The 16,411-nt window shown below is 68.4% G+C and carries 24 protein-coding genes, 1 other RNA gene and 1 pseudogene; 14 read left to right on the top strand and 12 right to left on the bottom strand.

The genetic code is table 11. The features are described 5' to 3' along the window. The first annotated feature begins 118 nt into the window (after positions 1 to 118). Positions 119 to 568, top strand: coding sequence for a hypothetical protein (locus tag CIW48_RS23220; protein WP_149312859.1), 450 nt, complete (start codon positions 119 to 121; stop codon positions 566 to 568). Here the strand turns inward: CIW48_RS23220 and CIW48_RS23215 are convergent. Beyond that, positions 553 to 888: a hypothetical protein gene (locus CIW48_RS23215; protein WP_149312858.1), complete on the bottom strand. Its 336-nt coding sequence runs from the start codon at positions 886 to 888 to the stop codon at positions 553 to 555. The genes CIW48_RS23220 and CIW48_RS23215 overlap by 16 nt on opposite strands. Positions 889 to 952: 64 nt before the next feature. Here CIW48_RS23215 and CIW48_RS23210 point away from each other — a divergent pair, with 64 nt between their 5' ends. The 3 genes from CIW48_RS23210 (at position 953) to CIW48_RS23200 (ending at position 3,027) form a co-directional block, all read left to right on the top strand. Beyond that, a complete protein-coding gene (locus CIW48_RS23210) occupies positions 953 to 1,294 on the top strand; it encodes a hypothetical protein (RefSeq protein WP_149312857.1) in 342 nt (113 codons plus the stop codon). A gap of 570 nt (positions 1,295 to 1,864) precedes the next feature. After that, positions 1,865 to 2,713 carry a methyltransferase domain-containing protein gene (locus CIW48_RS23205; RefSeq protein WP_149312856.1) on the top strand — a complete coding sequence of 283 codons (849 nt, stop codon included), beginning with the start codon at positions 1,865 to 1,867 and terminating at the stop codon, positions 2,711 to 2,713. 47 nt (positions 2,714 to 2,760) lie between these two features. Beyond that, complete coding sequence (locus CIW48_RS23200; protein ID WP_246695387.1) at positions 2,761 to 3,027, top strand: hypothetical protein; 267 nt, start codon at positions 2,761 to 2,763, stop codon at positions 3,025 to 3,027. 161 nt (positions 3,028 to 3,188) lie between these two features. Here the strand turns inward: CIW48_RS23200 and CIW48_RS23195 are convergent, their stop codons facing one another. The 5 genes from CIW48_RS23195 to CIW48_RS23175 all read right to left on the bottom strand — a co-directional run bounded on the left by CIW48_RS23195 (position 3,189) and on the right by CIW48_RS23175 (position 6,868). Continuing rightward, positions 3,189 to 3,473, bottom strand: coding sequence for a hypothetical protein (locus CIW48_RS23195; RefSeq protein WP_246695386.1), 285 nt, complete (start codon positions 3,471 to 3,473; stop codon positions 3,189 to 3,191). Positions 3,474 to 3,638: 165 nt separating this feature from the next. After that, positions 3,639 to 3,932 (bottom strand): hypothetical protein, encoded by a 294-nt coding sequence (locus CIW48_RS23190; RefSeq protein WP_149312855.1) that lies wholly within the window; start codon positions 3,930 to 3,932, stop codon positions 3,639 to 3,641. 237 nt (positions 3,933 to 4,169) lie between these two features. Next, positions 4,170 to 5,426 carry a PHB depolymerase family esterase gene (locus CIW48_RS23185; RefSeq protein ID WP_149312854.1) on the bottom strand — a complete coding sequence of 419 codons (1,257 nt, stop codon included), beginning with the start codon at positions 5,424 to 5,426 and terminating at the stop codon, positions 4,170 to 4,172. A 74-nt stretch (positions 5,427 to 5,500) separates the two neighbouring features. Further along, positions 5,501 to 5,920 (bottom strand): CopG family transcriptional regulator, encoded by a 420-nt coding sequence (locus CIW48_RS23180; RefSeq protein ID WP_091785570.1) that lies wholly within the window; start codon positions 5,918 to 5,920, stop codon positions 5,501 to 5,503. Positions 5,921 to 6,178: 258 nt separating this feature from the next. Continuing rightward, positions 6,179 to 6,868: a hypothetical protein gene (locus tag CIW48_RS23175; protein ID WP_149312853.1), complete on the bottom strand. Its 690-nt coding sequence runs from the start codon at positions 6,866 to 6,868 to the stop codon at positions 6,179 to 6,181. Between the two features lie 286 nt (positions 6,869 to 7,154). On the opposite strand from CIW48_RS23175, the gene CIW48_RS23170 reads away from it, so the two are divergent. Beyond that, positions 7,155 to 7,553, top strand: coding sequence for a TIGR02300 family protein (locus CIW48_RS23170; protein WP_149312852.1), 399 nt, complete (start codon positions 7,155 to 7,157; stop codon positions 7,551 to 7,553). Between the two features lie 51 nt (positions 7,554 to 7,604). Here the strand turns inward: CIW48_RS23170 and CIW48_RS23165 are convergent, their stop codons facing one another. Continuing rightward, a complete protein-coding gene (locus CIW48_RS23165; protein WP_149312851.1) occupies positions 7,605 to 7,880 on the bottom strand; it encodes a hypothetical protein in 276 nt (91 codons plus the stop codon). 695 nt (positions 7,881 to 8,575) lie between these two features. After that, positions 8,576 to 8,785 carry a cold-shock protein gene (locus CIW48_RS23155; RefSeq protein ID WP_091785246.1) on the bottom strand — a complete coding sequence of 70 codons (210 nt, stop codon included), beginning with the start codon at positions 8,783 to 8,785 and terminating at the stop codon, positions 8,576 to 8,578. A gap of 211 nt (positions 8,786 to 8,996) precedes the next feature. Between CIW48_RS23155 and CIW48_RS23150 the strand changes: the two genes are divergently transcribed. Further along, on the top strand, positions 8,997 to 9,275 hold the full coding sequence (locus tag CIW48_RS23150; protein WP_149312850.1) for a hypothetical protein: 279 nt from the start codon (positions 8,997 to 8,999) through the stop codon (positions 9,273 to 9,275). Positions 9,276 to 9,530: 255 nt separating this feature from the next. Continuing rightward, positions 9,531 to 9,821: a hypothetical protein gene (locus CIW48_RS23145; protein ID WP_091785253.1), complete on the top strand. Its 291-nt coding sequence runs from the start codon at positions 9,531 to 9,533 to the stop codon at positions 9,819 to 9,821. Between the two features lie 367 nt (positions 9,822 to 10,188). Here the strand turns inward: CIW48_RS23145 and CIW48_RS23140 are convergent. Further along, positions 10,189 to 10,436, bottom strand: a pseudogene (locus CIW48_RS23140) (hypothetical protein). A 305-nt stretch (positions 10,437 to 10,741) separates the two neighbouring features. Here CIW48_RS23140 and ssrA point away from each other — a divergent pair. Beyond that, positions 10,742 to 11,119: a transfer-messenger RNA gene (gene ssrA, locus CIW48_RS23135) on the top strand. A gap of 84 nt (positions 11,120 to 11,203) precedes the next feature. Next, entirely contained in the window at positions 11,204 to 11,497 is a 294-nt protein-coding gene (locus CIW48_RS23130; protein WP_149312849.1) for a hypothetical protein, read from the top strand. A 149-nt stretch (positions 11,498 to 11,646) separates the two neighbouring features. Here the strand turns inward: CIW48_RS23130 and CIW48_RS23125 are convergent, their stop codons facing one another. Further along, positions 11,647 to 12,177 carry a DUF2059 domain-containing protein gene (locus tag CIW48_RS23125; protein ID WP_091785573.1) on the bottom strand — a complete coding sequence of 177 codons (531 nt, stop codon included), beginning with the start codon at positions 12,175 to 12,177 and terminating at the stop codon, positions 11,647 to 11,649. Positions 12,178 to 12,321: 144 nt separating this feature from the next. Here CIW48_RS23125 and CIW48_RS23120 point away from each other — a divergent pair, with 144 nt between their 5' ends. Together CIW48_RS23120 and CIW48_RS23115 are read left to right on the top strand one after the other, a co-directional pair. Further along, positions 12,322 to 12,507: a hypothetical protein gene (locus tag CIW48_RS23120; RefSeq protein ID WP_149312848.1), complete on the top strand. Its 186-nt coding sequence runs from the start codon at positions 12,322 to 12,324 to the stop codon at positions 12,505 to 12,507. An 86-nt stretch (positions 12,508 to 12,593) separates the two neighbouring features. Then, positions 12,594 to 12,881, top strand: coding sequence for a hypothetical protein (locus tag CIW48_RS23115; RefSeq protein ID WP_149312911.1), 288 nt, complete (start codon positions 12,594 to 12,596; stop codon positions 12,879 to 12,881). A 79-nt stretch (positions 12,882 to 12,960) separates the two neighbouring features. On the opposite strand, the gene CIW48_RS23110 is transcribed toward CIW48_RS23115, so the two are convergent. After that, entirely contained in the window at positions 12,961 to 13,875 is a 915-nt protein-coding gene (locus CIW48_RS23110; RefSeq protein WP_063111887.1) for a manganese catalase family protein, read from the bottom strand. A gap of 210 nt (positions 13,876 to 14,085) precedes the next feature. Between CIW48_RS23110 and CIW48_RS23105 the strand changes: the two genes are divergently transcribed. Beyond that, positions 14,086 to 14,295 carry a hypothetical protein gene (locus tag CIW48_RS23105; protein ID WP_149312847.1) on the top strand — a complete coding sequence of 70 codons (210 nt, stop codon included), beginning with the start codon at positions 14,086 to 14,088 and terminating at the stop codon, positions 14,293 to 14,295. 269 nt (positions 14,296 to 14,564) lie between these two features. On the opposite strand, the gene CIW48_RS23100 is transcribed toward CIW48_RS23105, so the two are convergent. Then, on the bottom strand, positions 14,565 to 14,834 hold the full coding sequence (locus tag CIW48_RS23100) for a hypothetical protein (protein WP_149312846.1): 270 nt from the start codon (positions 14,832 to 14,834) through the stop codon (positions 14,565 to 14,567). A gap of 351 nt (positions 14,835 to 15,185) precedes the next feature. Between CIW48_RS23100 and CIW48_RS23095 the strand changes: the two genes are divergently transcribed. Together CIW48_RS23095 and CIW48_RS23090 are read left to right on the top strand one after the other, a co-directional pair. Further along, complete coding sequence (locus CIW48_RS23095; protein WP_149312845.1) at positions 15,186 to 15,389, top strand: hypothetical protein; 204 nt, start codon at positions 15,186 to 15,188, stop codon at positions 15,387 to 15,389. Positions 15,390 to 16,207: 818 nt separating this feature from the next. After that, positions 16,208 to 16,393 carry a hypothetical protein gene (locus tag CIW48_RS23090; protein ID WP_149312844.1) on the top strand — a complete coding sequence of 62 codons (186 nt, stop codon included), beginning with the start codon at positions 16,208 to 16,210 and terminating at the stop codon, positions 16,391 to 16,393. The last annotated feature ends 18 nt before the right edge of the window (positions 16,394 to 16,411 follow it).

The following is a 16,411-nucleotide window of genomic DNA, read 5'->3' as shown; positions in this document are numbered from 1 at the left end:
GTTCACCGGAACGCCCCTGCGACGGCGCGGATCGGGCCTTTCCCTCCCCGCGAGGTGACCGCGGCTCCCGGAGTGCCTAGACTCGCTCCCGGGCGGTGCGGCGCGCAGGAGGAAGCCGATGCGGGTTCAGGCGATGACGATCCCGGCTGCGGCCGGGCGCGCGACGCGCGCCGCCAATCCGGCGCGCCTGATCCTGGCCGCGCTGGCGATCCTCGCCGTTCCGGCGGTCTGGGCCGCAGCCGGGCGGGCCCCCGCGGCCGCCCTGGACCCAGACCTCGTGCGGGTGATCCGCTTCATGGCGGTGATCAAGGGCGGGTTCGCGCTGGCGGCGCTGGCCGGCTGCTTCTGGCGCCTCGGACGACCCGCGACCGCGTGGCGGAGCCTCGTCTACGTGGCTGGGCCGCCGCTCATGGCGGTCGGTGCGGCCGGCCTGTGGTCCCTGCAGGATGCCGCTTTGGCGGCGCTCGCCCTGCATCTCGGCCTGTTCGCGGTCCTCGCGGCGGCGCTGACCGATCGCGATGCCCTGCCCGACCGGCTCCGCGCGACGCGCCGTCAAATCGTCTCGTAGGCGAACAGGACCGCGATCAAGGTCAGGCCGATCAGCCCGATGACGAAGCAGATGTCGGCACAGCGCTCCAGGCGGATCGAGAGGTCGCCGACATCCCCCAGGCGGATCGACAGGTAGGACGCGACCGCGCTGATCAGGAACAGGACGGCCGTCAGGGCCGCGGCCTCGTCGACGTGGCTCGGCCCGATCCAGCCCTCTGCGATCTTTACGAGACCGATCAGCGTGGTGCAGACGCCGACCATCGTGCCGGCATTGGGGAGGATGTGGCGCGACAGGCCGTCCTCGCCGGATCCGGGGATGGCCTTCCGCCTTTCGGCCATGCGCGCCTCGTACAGGCCTGCACCGGCCGATGTGTCCCCTATACCGCGCCCGTGGAGGTTCGTCATGAAGCGACCGCTCACCACCAGCTTCTCCGCGCCGCCACCGGCGCGGGCCGAGCCCCCCGAGCCGGCGCCCGCGGCGGCATCCTGGCGCGACGTCGCCCCGTTTGCCGCCGCCCTGATCGCCACCCTGGAGGCGATCGAGGCCGGGCCGAAGGCGGGACCGGCGATGCGGGCGCACCGCTCCGCCATGCGCCGCCAGGGTGAGGCGGCCGCCGCGCTCGGCGGATCCGAGGCACTGGAGGCCGTCCTGAACCAAGTCGCGGAGGCCGATGCGGCGCAGGCCGCCCAACGGCTCGCGCTCATCCGCGAGGCCTGGACGGGGCTGCCCGGGGAAGCGTCCTGATGTCCGTCGCCGGCGGCCGAAGAGGGCCGGAGGCAGATCCCGCAGGAGGCGCCTCCTTCGCGCATCTTGACGGCATCCACGCGCACGCCTCCACCCCACGACAGATCGATTTTTCTTGGCCACATCAATGATTCGCCGACAAATCAAACAGTGTGATGACAAATACTGACATAACCTAGATTTAAGAATTCTCTCGCACCATCGTCGTCTGAACAGCGTCGAAGATGCGGTGCCCCGGACAAGCGCGAAGCTGGCGCGCTTGACGCGCGCGCGTGGTCCCACCGCGCGGATGACGAGTGTCACTGCCGCGAACCAAACTCAGAGCGCCCGACGGGCCATGAAACGCGCGGATCCCCTCGTCGTATCCTCGACGAGGTTCGTCGGTTCATCTACACACGCACGTCAGACTATGCCGGCAGCTGCGCCCGGGAGACCAATCCGGCTGATGACACCACATCGACCCGTCTCGACCTAGTCCTGTACGGCCGCAGGTGGCTTATATCAGCGCCGATAACAAGCTGCGAGCAGACCGACACATCCCTCATCCGGATTATACTTAAAGGTTTTACCATGGACGAAATGGATAGAAAGTTTATCTCAGAGCAGATACTTGACGTAGGTCGCCAGCTCTACGCTGCGCTTGACAGCAAGATCATGACCGCACACGCGCAGCAGATTGCGCAGATGCAGGATGTCCGACGTCTCGCCGTCGCCCAGCTTGCACCGAAGAACGCCTTTGCCCTCATCACCGATCATCCGATCGCTTATGAAAGCAACGATCACACTGTTCCGAGGGGAACAAAGGACGACAACACGCGCAATCAGCGCTTCTGTCACTCCCTGGAGACCTATTTCGGCCGAAAGGTCGCGGCCCTGGATCTCGGCTGCGCGGGCGGCGGCCTCGTTTTTGATTTTCTCATTCGCGGCAACGCGGCGTTCGGAATCGAAGGAAGCGACTACTCCCTTCGAGCTCAAAGGGCCGAATGGTCGATCATTCCCGATTATCTGAAGACGTGCGACATCACGAAACCATTCTCGTTGATCGATCAAAGAACCGGCAAGCAGGCTAAATTCGATGTGATCACGATGTGGGAGGTCCTCGAGCACATCGAGGAATCCCTTCTCCCTCAGCTGTTTGCAAACGTGAAGTCTCATCTGGCCGAGGGCGGTCTTTTCGTTGGATCTGCCGCAACTTACGACGATGTCGCCAACGGCGTGAGCTACCATCCGACCGTCAAGCCGGAGGTGTGGTGGCGCGATGTTGTTCGCAAGCATGGACTGGAATTCGTGCCGAAGACCATGTTCCTGTTCAAAGATTTCTGCCGAGGCTCCGGCAATGAAAATGCGTTCTACGATGCCGACTTCAGCAAGAATCCTGAACTCGGCTTCCACTTCTTGATGAAGCACCTCGCCGCTTAGGCGCTCGGCGTTGCAACCGGCCGAGCACACGCGGCCCCGGTGGCCTCATGGTCCGTTGGACCCGGCAACGCACCCTTGAGCGGGTCGCGCGGTCGCACCACATCGGCTCCAGCGACATTGCGGGGCCGATCATGTACGACCTCATCCACACGCTCCGCCTCTGGCTCTGGCGCCGGCAGGTGACGGCCATGGAGCGGGATTGTCGAAGTGTCGGGACCAGCGACGGCGACTGGATCGCGGCCACCGTTGCGGCCTCCGCGGCGAGTTCCGGCTCCGGGACGCCGCTCTCCCATGCGAGCGGTTCCGGCCTGTAGCGCCAATCCCTGCACGGCACCGGGCTGCCTTCGGCGACAGTCCCGGACGAGGCCCGTCCGGCCTGCGGCCCCGCCCGGTAGCAGGATGGCCCAACCATCGCGCACCTGTGCCGGCTGCCTGCTATGCGACAGGGGCGTCGCGCGCCGCCGCGTGGGAAGGTTCAGCCCTCCGGAGACGGCTCGGCGGCGGCGGCACCCGGCTCGGGCGCCGGTCCCGTATCGAGCGTGCCGCTATGGACCAGAGCAGCCGCCCAGGCACTCGCGATGATGCGGACCTGCTCGATGGCTTCGGCGCGCGTGAAGGGCCGGTCGCCGGTCCCGGGACGGCCTTCGGCCCAGGACACGTAGCCGGTGCGCCGGCCGCTGGCATCTTCGACGCACGCGGCGTCGTCGAGGACACAGATCCGGAGCGGGAGCTTAAGGCCGAGCGTGGGCATGAGGCCCATATAGGGCGCCGCTTCCGCGAGAGGCCGGATCGGCCAGGGCCGAACCGTCCGGGCAGCGGTGGCCGGAACGCGGTGATGCGGTCGACCTCGACCGTCAGGCCGCCGCGCCTGAGCCGGCCGGCGGCGCGGACGGGACCCTGCAGCCCCTCGACGCGACGGTGATCGTCAGGCGGGTCTCGCCGCGTCGAGCGCCTGGGTCAGCTGCGCCACGACCTCGTCGCCCCTGGGCGGCGGCACGGCCTCCTCGACCCGCCGAGCGACTTCCATCACGAGGTATGTCACCGACGGCGGCCACGCCACGCCATTGTCCAGAAGCATCCGGGCGGCGCTCACCAGCATCCTGAACTGCTCCGGCGGGATCGTGGTCCCCGCCTGATGCTGGCTGAGAATGTGATCGGCGATCGCGGCCGCCAGTCCGGCAACTTCAGCCATCTTGTTGGGCGGATCGCCAGCCGTCATCTCAGATCGCGCTTCGTCTTCGAAAGCTCGGTGCGGAGCATCCGTCGCCTCTCCCGGGTCTCGGAGGCTCACGGTTTCACAAGCAACCCTGGCGAGCAAGCCATGCGTTGGCGGTACAACTCCGTTGCCGCAGACGGTGCGGGCTTCCAAGGCCCGCGAACGATGACCGAACGCTCGGCGCCGCGGGGAGATCCGGAAGCGGCCTCGCTCGAGGGGAGGCCGCGACATCTGCCGCCTTCACTGTCGGACGCCGGCCGTTTGCGCATGGGCCAGGAAGAACCGGACCATCTCCCGGCTGGCATCGGGGCCCCGCGGGTCGGTGAACGAGCCGGCCGCGCTGCCGCCCGACCACGCGTGGCCGGCCCCGTGGAGGACCCACTGCTCCACCACCGCGCGACCGGACGCGTCCGTCCGGACGGTGCAGGTATAGGCGACGCCGTCCGGCGTCCGGCCCTCGGTCACGGAGGTGCGGAGTTCCGGGCCGGATGGGCCCTGCGCGACGACGCGATCGCCGTTCGAGGCGTTCACGGTCCGATCGCCGTCACCGTGGAACACGATGAGCGGCACGGCATGCCGTCGCGTCTCCGGATTCGCGCCGTCTCCCTTCATGGCGGCGAAGGCCGAGGGCATGTCCCGCGCCGAACCGCAGGCCAGCCCCGAATGCACGCCCACCGCGGCGAACAGATCGGGGTAGGTCGAGGCCAGGATCGCGGCGGCGGCGCCGCCGGCCGACAATCCTGCGGCGTAGACCCGGCCCGGATCGGCCGAGAATTCCGCGACGACCTGACGCGCGATGCCGGCGATCAGGGCAGGCTCGCCGCCCTCGCGCCGCTGGTCGCCGGGCTCGTACCAGTTCCAGCACCGCTGCATGTTGGCCGAGCGCGGCTGCTCCGGATACACCACCAGGACGGTTTGCTCCTCGGCGACCGCGTTCATCCGCGTGCCCGCGGCGAAGTCGTCCGGGTTCTGCGTGCAGCCGTGCAGCATCACCACGACCGGGAGCGCCTGGCCGGCATAGCCGCTCGGGACGTAGACCTTGTAGTTCCGGCTCCCGGACGCGCTGTTGAAGGTGCGTGTCTCGAAGCGTGCCCCCTCCGGGAGCGAAGCCGGGGCAGGGGGCGCGGCGCTGCGCCCGCCGCCGAGACCCGTTCCGGCGCCCGCCCGCGCGAGCGTCTCCTGGATCGTGCGCAGGATGGACTCCGCCACGTTGCCGTCCGGTCCGGGGGCGGGGTGAACGTCCGCCTGGCTGTCCGCGCCGACCTCCGGCGCTGCCCACGCCCCTCCCGGCGTGGAGGGGGCTGCGAGGTCGAGGATTCCGGCCTCGTCCCCGGAGCGCACCCCCGCGGCCTTCCGGCTCGCCTCTGTCCAGGAGGCAAAGGCCGCCGCCTGCTGTGTCCGGAGCTGGGCCATCGTCTCCATCACGCGGGCGGCGCGGGCCGGGTCGGACTTCGGGAAGGCGAAGGGCGAGTAGTCGGTCTTCGAGAAGCGGTTCATGGGGCGGGTCCTGAGAGCGAGGATCGACCGCGGCGGGATGCCCCGCTGCGTCGGCACGTGAGAGTCGGTGGGCGTCAGAGCGTGCGGTCGGCGAGCGCCGCCTTGACCGCGGGGCTGGCCTGGAAGGCGCCGAGCACCTCGACCGAGGCGATGGCGGCGCGCGCGAGTTCGGGCGTCACGTCGAGGGCGATGCTGGCGAGCCCCAGCACCTGGATATGCAGCGGCGCCCCGGCATCGCGCGCCGCCTCGAGGGCCTGCTTCGTGTAGTGCGACAGGCCGAGGCTGAGCTGCTTGCGGGCAACGGATTGCCTGACGGCCTCGCCCTGGCGCTCGATCTGGTTGCGCACGGCGGTGCGGATGAAGTCCGCGCGGTTGGCGTAGAAGCCGTCCCGGACCATCAGGTCGATATGGCCGAGGTCGACATAGCCGAGATTGAGCGTGATCTTCTCGCTGTCGGGCAGTTTGGGCCGCAGCTCCGGCACGGTGTTGGCCACGCGATCCATCTCCTGACCATCCAACGGGATGGCGTACAGATGGTCTGCGGAAGGGACATTGCAAGGGCCGCGTCTGGGAGTCCCTCCGCTCGGGCGCGCGTCCGGCCGGGCCCGCCGGATCACCGGGTCGGGGGTTGGGGGGAGGATCCGTGACGGGCGGCCCGCTCCGTCGGCGGCTGGCGCCGGGTCGAACCGCGGCGGTCCCGAACGGCGCAGCGATCCATGATCGGGCGCTGCGGTTCCGTACGGGCGCCGGATCTAGACCGTGCCGGCCCGATGCCGGCCTCCGGCCGGCGCCGCCTCGTCCCATTCGCGGTCCTGCTCGGCGAGGCGGGCGGCACGGCGGGCCGCAAGCGCCTCGCCGTCGGATTCCGGCGCGTCCCGGGCGACCTCGGCGGATGGCGGGGCGGGCGGGCGCAGGATGGTGGCGAGCGTCGCGACGACCCGGTCCAGATCGCTGGACGTCACGAATCCGCTGCCGAGGAGCTCGCGGCGCGACCGAAGGGACAAAGCGGCACAGGATTCGCCGCCGAGGCGGAGCGCGGCGATCTGATCGGCATCCAGAGGCAGGCGCTCGACCGGGATCGCGCGCAGCCGGTCGAGCCTGCGCGCGCCGGTGGCCTCGGTGCCGTGCCACGCGCGGCCTTCCGGAAGCCAGCGCGCGATCTCGTCAAGGATGAAGGTCCGGACGCGGTCGACCCGGATCGGGCCGAATTTCCGGATCCTGGCGATCGCCTCCGGCGCGGACTGGGCGAGATGACCGAGATCCCGATACCCGGCCTTGCGCAGACGGGCCCGCAAGGAGGCTGTCAGCAAACCGCGGCCGAATCCGGAGGCGGAAAGCCGGTCGATCGTGTCGGGCGGCAGGTCCTCGAAGAGCGGGAGCTGGGCGCTGACATCGGCAAAGAGGCTGTCGGACCAGACGGTGCTGAGGGTTCGGCCGGGCATCGCCGCCGCCGATACGGCGATCTCGCAGCGCCCGCAACCGGCGCCCACCGCAGGATCTCGCAGGCTGTGCCCGCCGACAGGCGCAGGGCCCTCGGCATGCCGGTCTCGGCTGCCGGGCCGTAGCCGGGACCGCGCCATCGGGTCGTCCCGGTCGTCCCCGTGCGTGGCCGCGCTCGTGACGTGACCGGCACGGATGCAACGCAGGGGGCAAACGCCGCCGCCTGTGGTAGACGCCTGTCAAAGTGCATTGGCCATCCCGGGCTGAACGCACCCATGGAGAGCTGCAGTGGCGCGTCCCGACCTCGGCACGAAGCGGATCTGCCCGACCACGGGCAAGAAATTCTACGATCTGAACAAGAACCCGGTGATCTCGCCGTATTCGGGCGAGGTCGTCCCGACCGCGGTGGCAACCTCCTACTCCACCAGGGCGGCGGCCCCCGTGGTCGCGCGCAAGGAAGCGCCGGCGGACGAAGAGGATGAGACGGAGGGTCCGGAACTCGTGTCCCTCGACGAAGTCGAGGCCGAGGAAGCCGACAAGGATACCGACACGGAGACTGAGAGCGATGACGCTCTCGATATCGATGACGAGGACGATTCGGTCGAGGACGACACCCTCGTGGTCGATGAGGACGACGACGATGACACCACGGATCTCGTGGAGGTCAACGACGACGACGACGAGTAGAGGGGGTCCCTGATCGCGCCGCCCCGGGGCGGCACGGTCCCGGAAACGCGGTCAGTAAGGGCCCACCCGGGTCATGGGTCTGGCCATGAGCAGGGCGGCGCGGATCGCCATGCGGCGCGACGGCTCGTTGGCGTCGACGTTGACCATCGTGGCGGGTGCGAGGGCATGCGCCGCGACGGCTGCGGCCAGATCGAAGACGTGATCCGGCCCGATCGGGTGCGCCCGCGTGGCTGGGTCGGCGAGATAGGCGTCGATCGCTGTCCCGACATCCTCGATCGCGATCCGCTCGGTGGTCACGAGGTCCCAGAGCGTGGCATCATCCGACATCCGCGACGTTCTACACCCCGCGCCCCGACGCGCAACAATGTAACATCGGAGGCCGCCCCATCAGCAAGGATTTCCGTAAGCGGGACGAATCCCGTCCGACGCCGCCACGTTTCGATGCCGGGCGCGCCCCGGACCGATCCTGCGGTCCGTGTACGGTCTGCTGCCGGATTCTGGAGATCAAGGCGCTCGACAAGCCTGAGGGCCTCCTGTGCGGCCACAACACCGGAACCGGGTGCGGGATCTACAGCCTGCGTCCCGAGACATGCGCGCGCTGGGACTGCCTGTGGCGCAAGATCGGCGCCCTGCCGGATGCGCTCAGGCCGGACCGGTCGGGCGTCATGTTCTCGCTGGAGAGCCGACCGCCCGTCGCAGAGGCTCCCGACCAAGCCTGCATCGTGGGTCGCGCCGTGGACGGGGCGCAGGCTTTCGATCGTTGGGAGGTGGTCGAGGCCTTCGCCATGTTCGTGCGGGAGGGATCGCTGCCGGTGTGGAAGGCCTCCGACCGGGACGCAGTCGCGATGAGCCGGGGCCCGGAGACCCCGGCGCGGGGACGTCCGCGGCGGAAGCCGCCGCGGAATGCGTCCGGTTCACAGGCGCGAGCCGATACGCAACGTGGCTCGCGGAGCTGACGAGAGGCGGATCCGGTCGGCCGCAGCGCGAAGACGCGGGCTCACCGTCCGCCCGGAACAGGAGCCTCAGGCGCTCTTGAGGTTGGCAGCGCTCTCTTTGCCGCTGCGACGGTCGTTCTCGACGTCGTAGGAGATCTTCTGCCCCTCGATAAGATTGCGCATCCCGGAGCGCTCGACGGCCGAAATGTGGACGAACACGTCCTTGCCGCCGTCATCCGGCTGGATGAAGCCGTAGCCCTTGGTCTCGTTGAACCACTTCACGGTACCGGTAGCCATTGCAATAACCCTGGTCGTCGGCTCGCCAACGCGGCGGGCCTGACGTTCGAACCGGCTGTGGCGGCCGACCGTTCCGTGCGATGTGCAGGTTGCTGATCATCCGGGCTATCTTTGCGGCCCCTGGAGGCGCAGGATATCGGTCTCGGCGGAGCGACTGCCTCGGGCTCTGGCGGCTCGGGGCCCGCGTCGCCTGGAACGGACAGGCGGGGCAATGGCAGACGTCGTGAGCTTTCCAGCCGACCGGCGCACATCCTGCACGATCTCGCCATATCGCGCCTACCGTTTCGCACCGGATGGCAGCGTCAGCTCGACCATACCGATCACGGCCGCCGACGATGCGGAGGCCCTGGAACGGGCTTATCACCTGAGCGACGGAGCCCGCGTCGAATTGTGGGCGCGGGCGCGCTTCGTCGCGCATGTCGATCCCCTGAACGGCCCGGTCGCCACAAAGATCAAGCTGCTCGAGGATGAGCCGACAATCGAGCCGTGAAGGCAGGGCCGAGCGGGTCGCAGGCCAGCGCGTTCGTCCGCGTCACCGAGGATGCGTCGGGACGGGAGACCGGTATGGCGAGGCTCCTGATCTGGTCGCACCCGGCGGCGACGCCGGAAGACCGGTCGGAGGTGGCGCGGCGCTGGCGGACGTACAGACACGGTTAGCGATGACCGGCTACAATGCTAGGCGGCGTGTTGCGCCCACAGTATGCACCAGCTTCAGGAGAGCACCTGAAGGGGAAGGACTATCGAAATGCCGCGCTGGATCCTGGCTACTTTGCTGTTCGGCTTGATGAGCCACGCGACCATCGCGCAGGCACAGCAGGACATCCCGATCCAACGGGATCTCAAGCGCATGGATCGCCTCGACCAGCGCCTCGGGCGCGACGATCCCGCGCTGCAAGTCGACCCCAACGTGACGCCGGACAACCCCGACGGCGTCGTCGGCTTCGACGGACCTCCCTTCAACTACGGTGATCCTGGCGTGATGGGCGATGGCCCGCTCCCGCCCGGATCGCCGGCCGATGACGATGATTGGTACTGAGCCCGGCGCACGCATCTCGGCCCGGTTCCGACCTGTTCCCGGGGCGGGGCAGGGTCCGATCTCACCCGAGATCAATCGGACGTTCGGCTGAAAGGCCGGCTCGCGCGGCACGCGTGTGCCTGCCTCGCCATCGGGCTGGCGCTTGAACGCGCTCGCCCCGGCGCGGCCCCCTCGTCGCGCAGGATCTCGGTCAGGTTCCTTCCATCGTCCCCGACCGCAATGGGGGCGGAGGGGACGATGATAGGCCGGGACATCGGACTCGACGCCTTCCCGAGCGGGCGCGTGCCGATCGTCCAGCCCACATTCGCGGCGGTCAAAGCCTGAAAGGGTCGAGGTTCGCGGACCGGAGACGCGGTGCGGGCCGACCCTACCGGGCGGCTTCACCCAAACGCAGCCCGGTGAATATCAGCGTCGCCGTGTAGACGGGGACACGTGCCTCATCGCGGACGATCACCGTGTAGGTTTGCCTGTCGCCGTCACTCGGGATCTCCCAGCGCGCGACGTCAGGACGCGCGATCATCGCTTCCCTGCGTGCGGCTTCGAGATCGGCGCACGCCGTTCCGCTTTCCTCGCGCTGCAACCGACCTCGTGAATGTCGAAGAAGCGGCGTGGCACCCACGCCTCCGTGATCCAGCCCGCCCCCTGTGGCGCTAATCCAGATCAGAAACGCCGGTTCTGTTCGCCTGCGGACGGTTCGGATCACAGACGGGCTCGCGCGCCGACCCGGGCGATCTGACCTTTGTCGTGCGGCTGTTCCCGCGGCGGCCTGTCGGCGCCGATCCACGGCCCTGCGCCGTGCAGGGTGGCCGTGCGGACGGTGACGCTGGTCGCGTCGCGCACCCGCAGGCACGAGAATGCCGCGCCCGCCGAAACCGGCGGGACACGCGGCCTGACCAGTGGACCCGCGCATCGCTTTCAGCGTAGAATGTCCGCGAGGTTGATGACCGGTTCATAATAACGCTTCAGGACCCGGGGGCGGTACCCGGCGCCTCCACCAGAAGCATCCTGCCCCGGATACCGCACGGGGACGAGGGCGCGCGTCCGGCGTTGCGGATTGCGCGCTGCCAGGGTGCTTCTGATGGGGGCGAAACAGGTTCGACTGGGCGGTAAAGGGATCGCGAGTTCTGTCCTGTTTCGGCAGGATAAGATGCGGCTTTCGGTAAGGACTCGACCGGTTCGGCGCGGGCAACCCCCGTTCCGAGCACCTGACCAAAACTCTAAATGCCAACGACAACGTCGGCATGGAGATGCGCCTCGCGGCGTAATCTTCCGGGGCGTGGGCACGCCTAGCAACAGAACCCGAGGCTTCGGCCTCGGGGCCCATCTTAATTTATCCTGCCCGTTATGGATCAGGGTTGCGGCTGGGCAGGCTGGAGAGTTGCTTGAACGAGCCCGAACAGGGAAGCGCTGAGGCCGTCTACGTCTCGGCCATGGTCGGCGAGATGATGCAGCGCGTTCTCGAAGACGCCCTCGCCGATCTCGCACGGACCCGCGGTGCGGCCTATCTCGACATGTTCGTGGAGCGTGAGCTGGCCCGCTACGCCGACCTGTTCCGCGAGCGGCCGGACGACACACCCGAAACCTCCAAGATGCTGCGCGCGTGGTTTGCGATGGAAGGCAGCGTGGCGTTACGCGCCGTGGTCGAGCGCGCGAGCACCGAGGCGCGACGCGACTAGGAGCGGTCACCGGAGTAGCGCGGAATCGGACCCCGCGTCGGATTGAGCGGGACCGTCCGTTCGCGCGACATGTCCGGGCCGACCCCTCAGAGCGCGACGGGCCACCGGGCACACCGGGGCCGGCCGCCTCGGTGTGCCCGGTGCGCGGCTCAGCGCGGCTTTGCCTGACCGCCCGGCGCCCAGCCGTGAGCCTGGATCGCCTTGGTGAGCTTACCCTGTATCTCGGGCATCACCGACTGCATCCATTGCTGCATGCCCGCGAGCTGGATCTGGGCGAGTTGCGGCTGGGCTGCAGCGAGATGCTTGCCGGCCGGCGTGGCATAGAACGCGGCGATCGCCTGCAGGTCGTCCTTGCCCAGCACCGTCGCGAAACCGCGGGCCTGGATATCGAGCAGGTCGTCGTAATGCGCGGTCAGGGTCGGCATCACGACCTCCTGGACGAGGACCTGCGCCTTCTCGGGTTCCTTGATGCCGATCTGCTGCATCATGCCGACCAGGGGTGCGGACATGGAGCTGAGGGTTGCGGTCCGGTCACCCTGCATCTGCGCGACCGTCTCCCGGGCAACCTTCAGCAGAGCCGGATCCGGCGCGGTTGCGGGCTGCTGAGCCGATTGCGCGAGCCCTGATTCAGGCAGGACGACGCCGAGACACAAGCCGACGAGAAGAACAGAGAGACGCATGATTACCTCAGTCACGATCACCGTGCCCCGCTCGGGCGCGGCCGGCCCGCGTTGCTAGCACAGTCGCGCGCAGGATCGGTGACGGTGGCGGCCCTGCATGGCGGCCTTGGGCCGCCGGCCGAGGCGAAGGGGTGAGGACGAGAGATGGACGCGGTCGACCTCGGATTCTGGGCCTTCCTCGCCCTGGCGCTCCCGGTCCTGCTCCTGCCCGTCCTCAACGTCTGGTGGAAGGGGCGGCGTGTCGGACCCACCCTCCTGCTCAGCCTCATCTTCTGGCCTGGCGCCCTGATCCTGGCGATCCGACTGAGACACCAGCGGGATCTTCAATGATTCACAGGAAGACCTCGATGAACGATGTCGGGACGGGTGAAGTTTGCCTCGTGACTGATCAAATCGATCCGTCTGGAGGAACGTCCATGTCGATGAAGACACTGACCGTGGCTGCTGCCATCACGCTTGCCATCTCGGGTGCAGCGATTGCCCAGACGGCCGCGGGAGGCGGAAGCGCCGAGCGCAACATGAACAATCCCGGCTCCGTGAAGAGCAATTCCGAGAAATCGATGGGGGCCGGAAGCGGTGCGATGAGCACGGGCACAGGTCCCGGGACGAGCGGCGGCCCGCCCGTTAGCACGCCCGGAGCGCCCGCCGGGAGCGGGACGGGCAACGGCGCCACCGGCAGCGGCGCGGCCCCGAGCGGCCGGTAGCCTCTTCGCGCCTCTTCAGAGCTTCTCGCGCCCCGCGGATCCGAAACCGCGGGACGCTCCCAGGCCCGTCGCCGCCCGCTCAGCGGCTCTTCTTGTAGAGCTTGCTGGCGATCTCGAAGATCTCCTCCGGCGCGTAGTTCGGCGCGAAGGCGCCGTAATTGCCGTCGAGTTCCGGGATCTTGCCGCCTTCGGGCAGCCCGTCGACCACCTCCAGGTTGCCGGGCGGATCACCGGGCAGGGCGACCTCGTCGTTGGACCAGACGCCCGCCGCCTCCTTGTAGTCGTCGGGGCTGAAGCGGTAGAGCCGCCGGTGCGAGCCCTCCTGCAGGTACTTCTGGCATTCCGGGATCTTGTCGAGAACGATGTTCGGGGTGGGCAACATCTTCTCGATCTCGACACCGGTCAGCTTCTTGAGCGCCAGCGCGTAGGCATGGGCGTGGACCGAGCCGCGGACCAGGAGATAGCCGCAGACCTCGCGCCCGGTCGGATCCTTCAGGGTCTCGTAGACGCGCAGCTTGTGCAGGCGCGCGCCGCATTCCAGGTGGAAGTTGTGGAGCAGGTCGATGATGATGTTGCCCGTCGTCGTGACCATGTCGACGTTCCAGGACTGCGCGTTGGAATTGATGGGCGTGGCGCCGCCGCCGTTGCTCAGGAAGCTGCCGGCGAGCCGGATGTCCTGCATGTCGTGGAATGGCGCCTTCGAGACATCGACCTCCTCGGTGTCGTCACCGGGGCCGTTGTTGAGCATGGCGATCCCGGTCGAGACCAGCTCCACATGCCCGAGTTCCTCCGCGAAGATGCTCGAGACCAGGCTGTAGAAGGGCCGCAGCTTCGATTTGTTGCGGAAATTGAAGCTCTGAAACATGTAGTTTCCGAGGGTGGACATCTCACCGTACTTGCCACCGAGAAGCTCCTGCAGCGCGGCCGCCGCGTTCGGATCGGGCTTTTTCGGCTGTGGTAGTTCGGCCTGAAGGCGGTCGAGCTTCATGAACATGCGGGCAGCTCCGTTCGCGCGGGGTGCGCAACACGGCATCTGTTCGGGAGGATGATTGTTCCTGCTGCGGCGCGGCACCGTCCGGGCGGGCGCTGCGAACCCGCTGTGGATAGCGGCGCCGGCAGGCCCCCTGCGCCGCCATCCTTTCCGACGTCGTAACCCGACGGGCCCTACCAGCCACGTCCCTGAGGCGGCAAAGCGGGTGCTGGCATGGGTGATGACGTGGCCGTGGTCCTGCTGACCCTGACGGTCGAGAATGCCGAGCTGCGCGCGCAACTGATCGCGGCGCAGGACATGCTCATGGAGAGCGCCGTCGACGCCGGGCAGCTCCACGCGCGCGTCGAGGATCTCCGGATGGAGCGCGACGCTTGGCGGGCCGAGGCGGAGCGCCTGGAGGCGCGGAGCGGTCGGCGCGCCTGACGGGTCAGGCGATGGCCCAGAACAGCGGCAGCGCGCCGGCCAGGAACAGGGCCGAGGAGAGGAGCACGGCGAGGCGCTCGCGATGGTGGCGAACGAAGGCGTGAGGATTGGCGAACATGGCAAGCCGGACTCGACGGGACGGCCCACATGCGCCCCTGAACCTTGACGGATCGAGGGCGCTTCGCGCCATCCACAGGTGGTCTTCGGCCAGTGTCACGGCCGGGCCACAGGTGCCAGGCCGGGGACCGTACCTCTTCCGGTCGGCGCGCCTACCAATACCGGTTCGGCCAGCAGCGTCGCCCGCCGCGTCCGAGATGGAAGCCGCGGGGACAGGCTCGCCCGACATACCCGCCCCACTGACCACCCGAGCGGCACCCGCCATAGGGGCCGCGATGGCCGTAGGGCCCGCAGCCGCCATAGACCTGCTGGATCAACCCGTCCTGCGGGGCGGGGAGGGGCGAGCCAGCGAAGGGCAGCGCCGAGGCCGGCGCCGCCATCCCGACGGCGAGCAGCGCCGCGGCAGCAAGAGACTTGAGCATCAACCGCTCTCCAAGTTTTGGCTGTGCCGAACACCGTCGGCAGGGCCTGAATACCGAGCCCCACTAAAGGCGCGGTGTCCGCTATCGCTTCGATTGCGCGGGATGGAGGAGCCTTTCCTTAAGAGCGGCCTCACACCTGCCGTCCGCCGCGTCGGGCGACGCCGTGCCGGTCTGGTTCAGTGCGGGCGTGCGGCGGCACACGGCCTCGCGGCACCCACCGGTCTAGTATTCCCGTTGAAAGCTGACATTCGGCCCAGCAACGCCGGAACGATCAAGACCGCCAGAACGACGATCTTCCTCATTCGACACCGTTGACCGGATGACTTCGCACCGAAGTCCTCGAGGTTCGTCATGAACGTCCACATGATCGCCGCCGCCCTCGCCGCGGCGCTCGTCACGCCCGCCTTCGCACAGGGGCCCGCCAGCCGGCATGCCGTCCCGGAAGCCGCCGAGGTCATGCTGCCTGAAATCTCGGTGACCTATCATCGACCCGCTCCCGCCAACCGCTATGTCGGCGCGCACGGGGGCGCCACTTCCAGCCCCTTCACCCGCTGAGGGCCGGGTTGCCCGCATCGCGCGGGCCGGGCGCCGCCTCAACCCGCGGAAGTGGCGCCGCCACGGGCCGCCATCGCCTTGCGCGCGACATAGCGTTGGATGTGCCATGGCGCACCGCGCGGACGGTCCTATTGGCATACCGTATTCCCGTGGTCGCCTTTCCCCCCTCGGCGGCCCGATCCAGCGGCGCAGTGACCTCGACGGTTGCTGCGCCGTTGTCGTTTCCGGCCGCGGCCGGCCGGACCGAGCCGCAATCGCGGTTGACGAAGCCGCCCCCGAGGGCGCGCCGTGTCGCGGCGATGCGGGCCCGTCCGTGGCGGGGCTGACGGGAAACGCGGCTCCTCACCCCCATCCCCGTTCGGACCGCTGCCGTGCCGAAGTGCCGGCCCGACGCGCGACGGCTTTGCGGCCAACCCCGAGCCGTACGGCGTCCAGCAGAGCGCGCGTGAGGAACCCCATGGCACGCGGAGGCGAGGGGGCGCCTGCCGCGGCGGTCGCGCGCTATCTGGAACGTGGAGGGGGGTGACGACCTCTTGCGTCGCGCATGCCCGGCATCGCGGCGAGCACCAGCGGATCGGCCTGTGCGAAGATCGGCGGACCCGACAGGGTTCGACCGTGCGGCCCTGGCCTTCGGCGGGCAACCGGAACCTCGGCCAGGATCAATGCTGCTCGGCCGGTCCGTACCCGAATCCGACATCAATCCGTCTGTCACTCCATCGAGCCGCCTCGCCCTCCCTGCGATTCAAGCCGGTCGGGAACCGCGATCCGGTCGCTCGTAATGACAGGGTTGTGACAGCCCGCATCCCATAGACGGTGCCTTGAGGCTGGCCGAAGCGGTCGAAAGCTTCCCCCCTTTCGGTCTTGAAACCGCCAAGCAGGTCAGATTATGGATTCGAATGAGATCTGCAATTTGGACAAAATCGATGATTGCGCCAAATCTTATTCAACCGATCAAACCAGAATTCCCTTGCGGCAACCGCATTGCCGGCATCGTTCGTGCTTGAGCCACGATTATACGAGCG

The sequence above is a fragment of the Methylobacterium sp. P1-11 genome (assembly GCF_008329595.1).
Classification (GTDB): domain Bacteria; phylum Pseudomonadota; class Alphaproteobacteria; order Rhizobiales; family Beijerinckiaceae; genus Methylobacterium.
This window is presented reverse-complemented; position numbering and strand designations above follow the sequence as displayed.

Excerpts from the sequence above, each read along its gene's own strand:
- CIW48_RS23220 (WP_149312859.1), top strand. The coding sequence starts at position 119 with ATGCGGGTTCAGGCGATGACGATCCCGGCTGCGGCCGGGCGCGCGACG.
- CIW48_RS23215 (WP_149312858.1), bottom strand. The coding sequence starts at position 888 with ATGGCCGAAAGGCGGAAGGCCATCCCCGGATCCGGCGAGGACGGCCTG.
- CIW48_RS23210 (WP_149312857.1), top strand. The coding sequence starts at position 953 with ATGAAGCGACCGCTCACCACCAGCTTCTCCGCGCCGCCACCGGCGCGG.
- CIW48_RS23205 (WP_149312856.1), top strand. The coding sequence starts at position 1,865 with ATGGACGAAATGGATAGAAAGTTTATCTCAGAGCAGATACTTGACGTA.
- CIW48_RS23200 (WP_246695387.1), top strand. The coding sequence starts at position 2,761 with ATGGTCCGTTGGACCCGGCAACGCACCCTTGAGCGGGTCGCGCGGTCG.
- CIW48_RS23195 (WP_246695386.1), bottom strand. The coding sequence starts at position 3,473 with ATGGGCCTCATGCCCACGCTCGGCCTTAAGCTCCCGCTCCGGATCTGT.
- CIW48_RS23190 (WP_149312855.1), bottom strand. The coding sequence starts at position 3,932 with ATGACGGCTGGCGATCCGCCCAACAAGATGGCTGAAGTTGCCGGACTG.
- CIW48_RS23185 (WP_149312854.1), bottom strand. The coding sequence starts at position 5,426 with ATGAACCGCTTCTCGAAGACCGACTACTCGCCCTTCGCCTTCCCGAAG.
- CIW48_RS23175 (WP_149312853.1), bottom strand. The coding sequence starts at position 6,868 with ATGCCCGGCCGAACCCTCAGCACCGTCTGGTCCGACAGCCTCTTTGCC.
- CIW48_RS23165 (WP_149312851.1), bottom strand. The coding sequence starts at position 7,880 with ATGTCGGATGATGCCACGCTCTGGGACCTCGTGACCACCGAGCGGATC.
- CIW48_RS23155 (WP_091785246.1), bottom strand. The coding sequence starts at position 8,785 with ATGGCTACCGGTACCGTGAAGTGGTTCAACGAGACCAAGGGCTACGGC.
- CIW48_RS23150 (WP_149312850.1), top strand. The coding sequence starts at position 8,997 with ATGGCAGACGTCGTGAGCTTTCCAGCCGACCGGCGCACATCCTGCACG.
- CIW48_RS23145 (WP_091785253.1), top strand. The coding sequence starts at position 9,531 with ATGCCGCGCTGGATCCTGGCTACTTTGCTGTTCGGCTTGATGAGCCAC.
- CIW48_RS23125 (WP_091785573.1), bottom strand. The coding sequence starts at position 12,177 with ATGCGTCTCTCTGTTCTTCTCGTCGGCTTGTGTCTCGGCGTCGTCCTG.
- CIW48_RS23120 (WP_149312848.1), top strand. The coding sequence starts at position 12,322 with ATGGACGCGGTCGACCTCGGATTCTGGGCCTTCCTCGCCCTGGCGCTC.
- CIW48_RS23115 (WP_149312911.1), top strand. The coding sequence starts at position 12,594 with ATGTCGATGAAGACACTGACCGTGGCTGCTGCCATCACGCTTGCCATC.
- CIW48_RS23110 (WP_063111887.1), bottom strand. The coding sequence starts at position 13,875 with ATGTTCATGAAGCTCGACCGCCTTCAGGCCGAACTACCACAGCCGAAA.
- CIW48_RS23105 (WP_149312847.1), top strand. The coding sequence starts at position 14,086 with ATGGGTGATGACGTGGCCGTGGTCCTGCTGACCCTGACGGTCGAGAAT.
- CIW48_RS23100 (WP_149312846.1), bottom strand. The coding sequence starts at position 14,834 with ATGCTCAAGTCTCTTGCTGCCGCGGCGCTGCTCGCCGTCGGGATGGCG.
- CIW48_RS23095 (WP_149312845.1), top strand. The coding sequence starts at position 15,186 with ATGAACGTCCACATGATCGCCGCCGCCCTCGCCGCGGCGCTCGTCACG.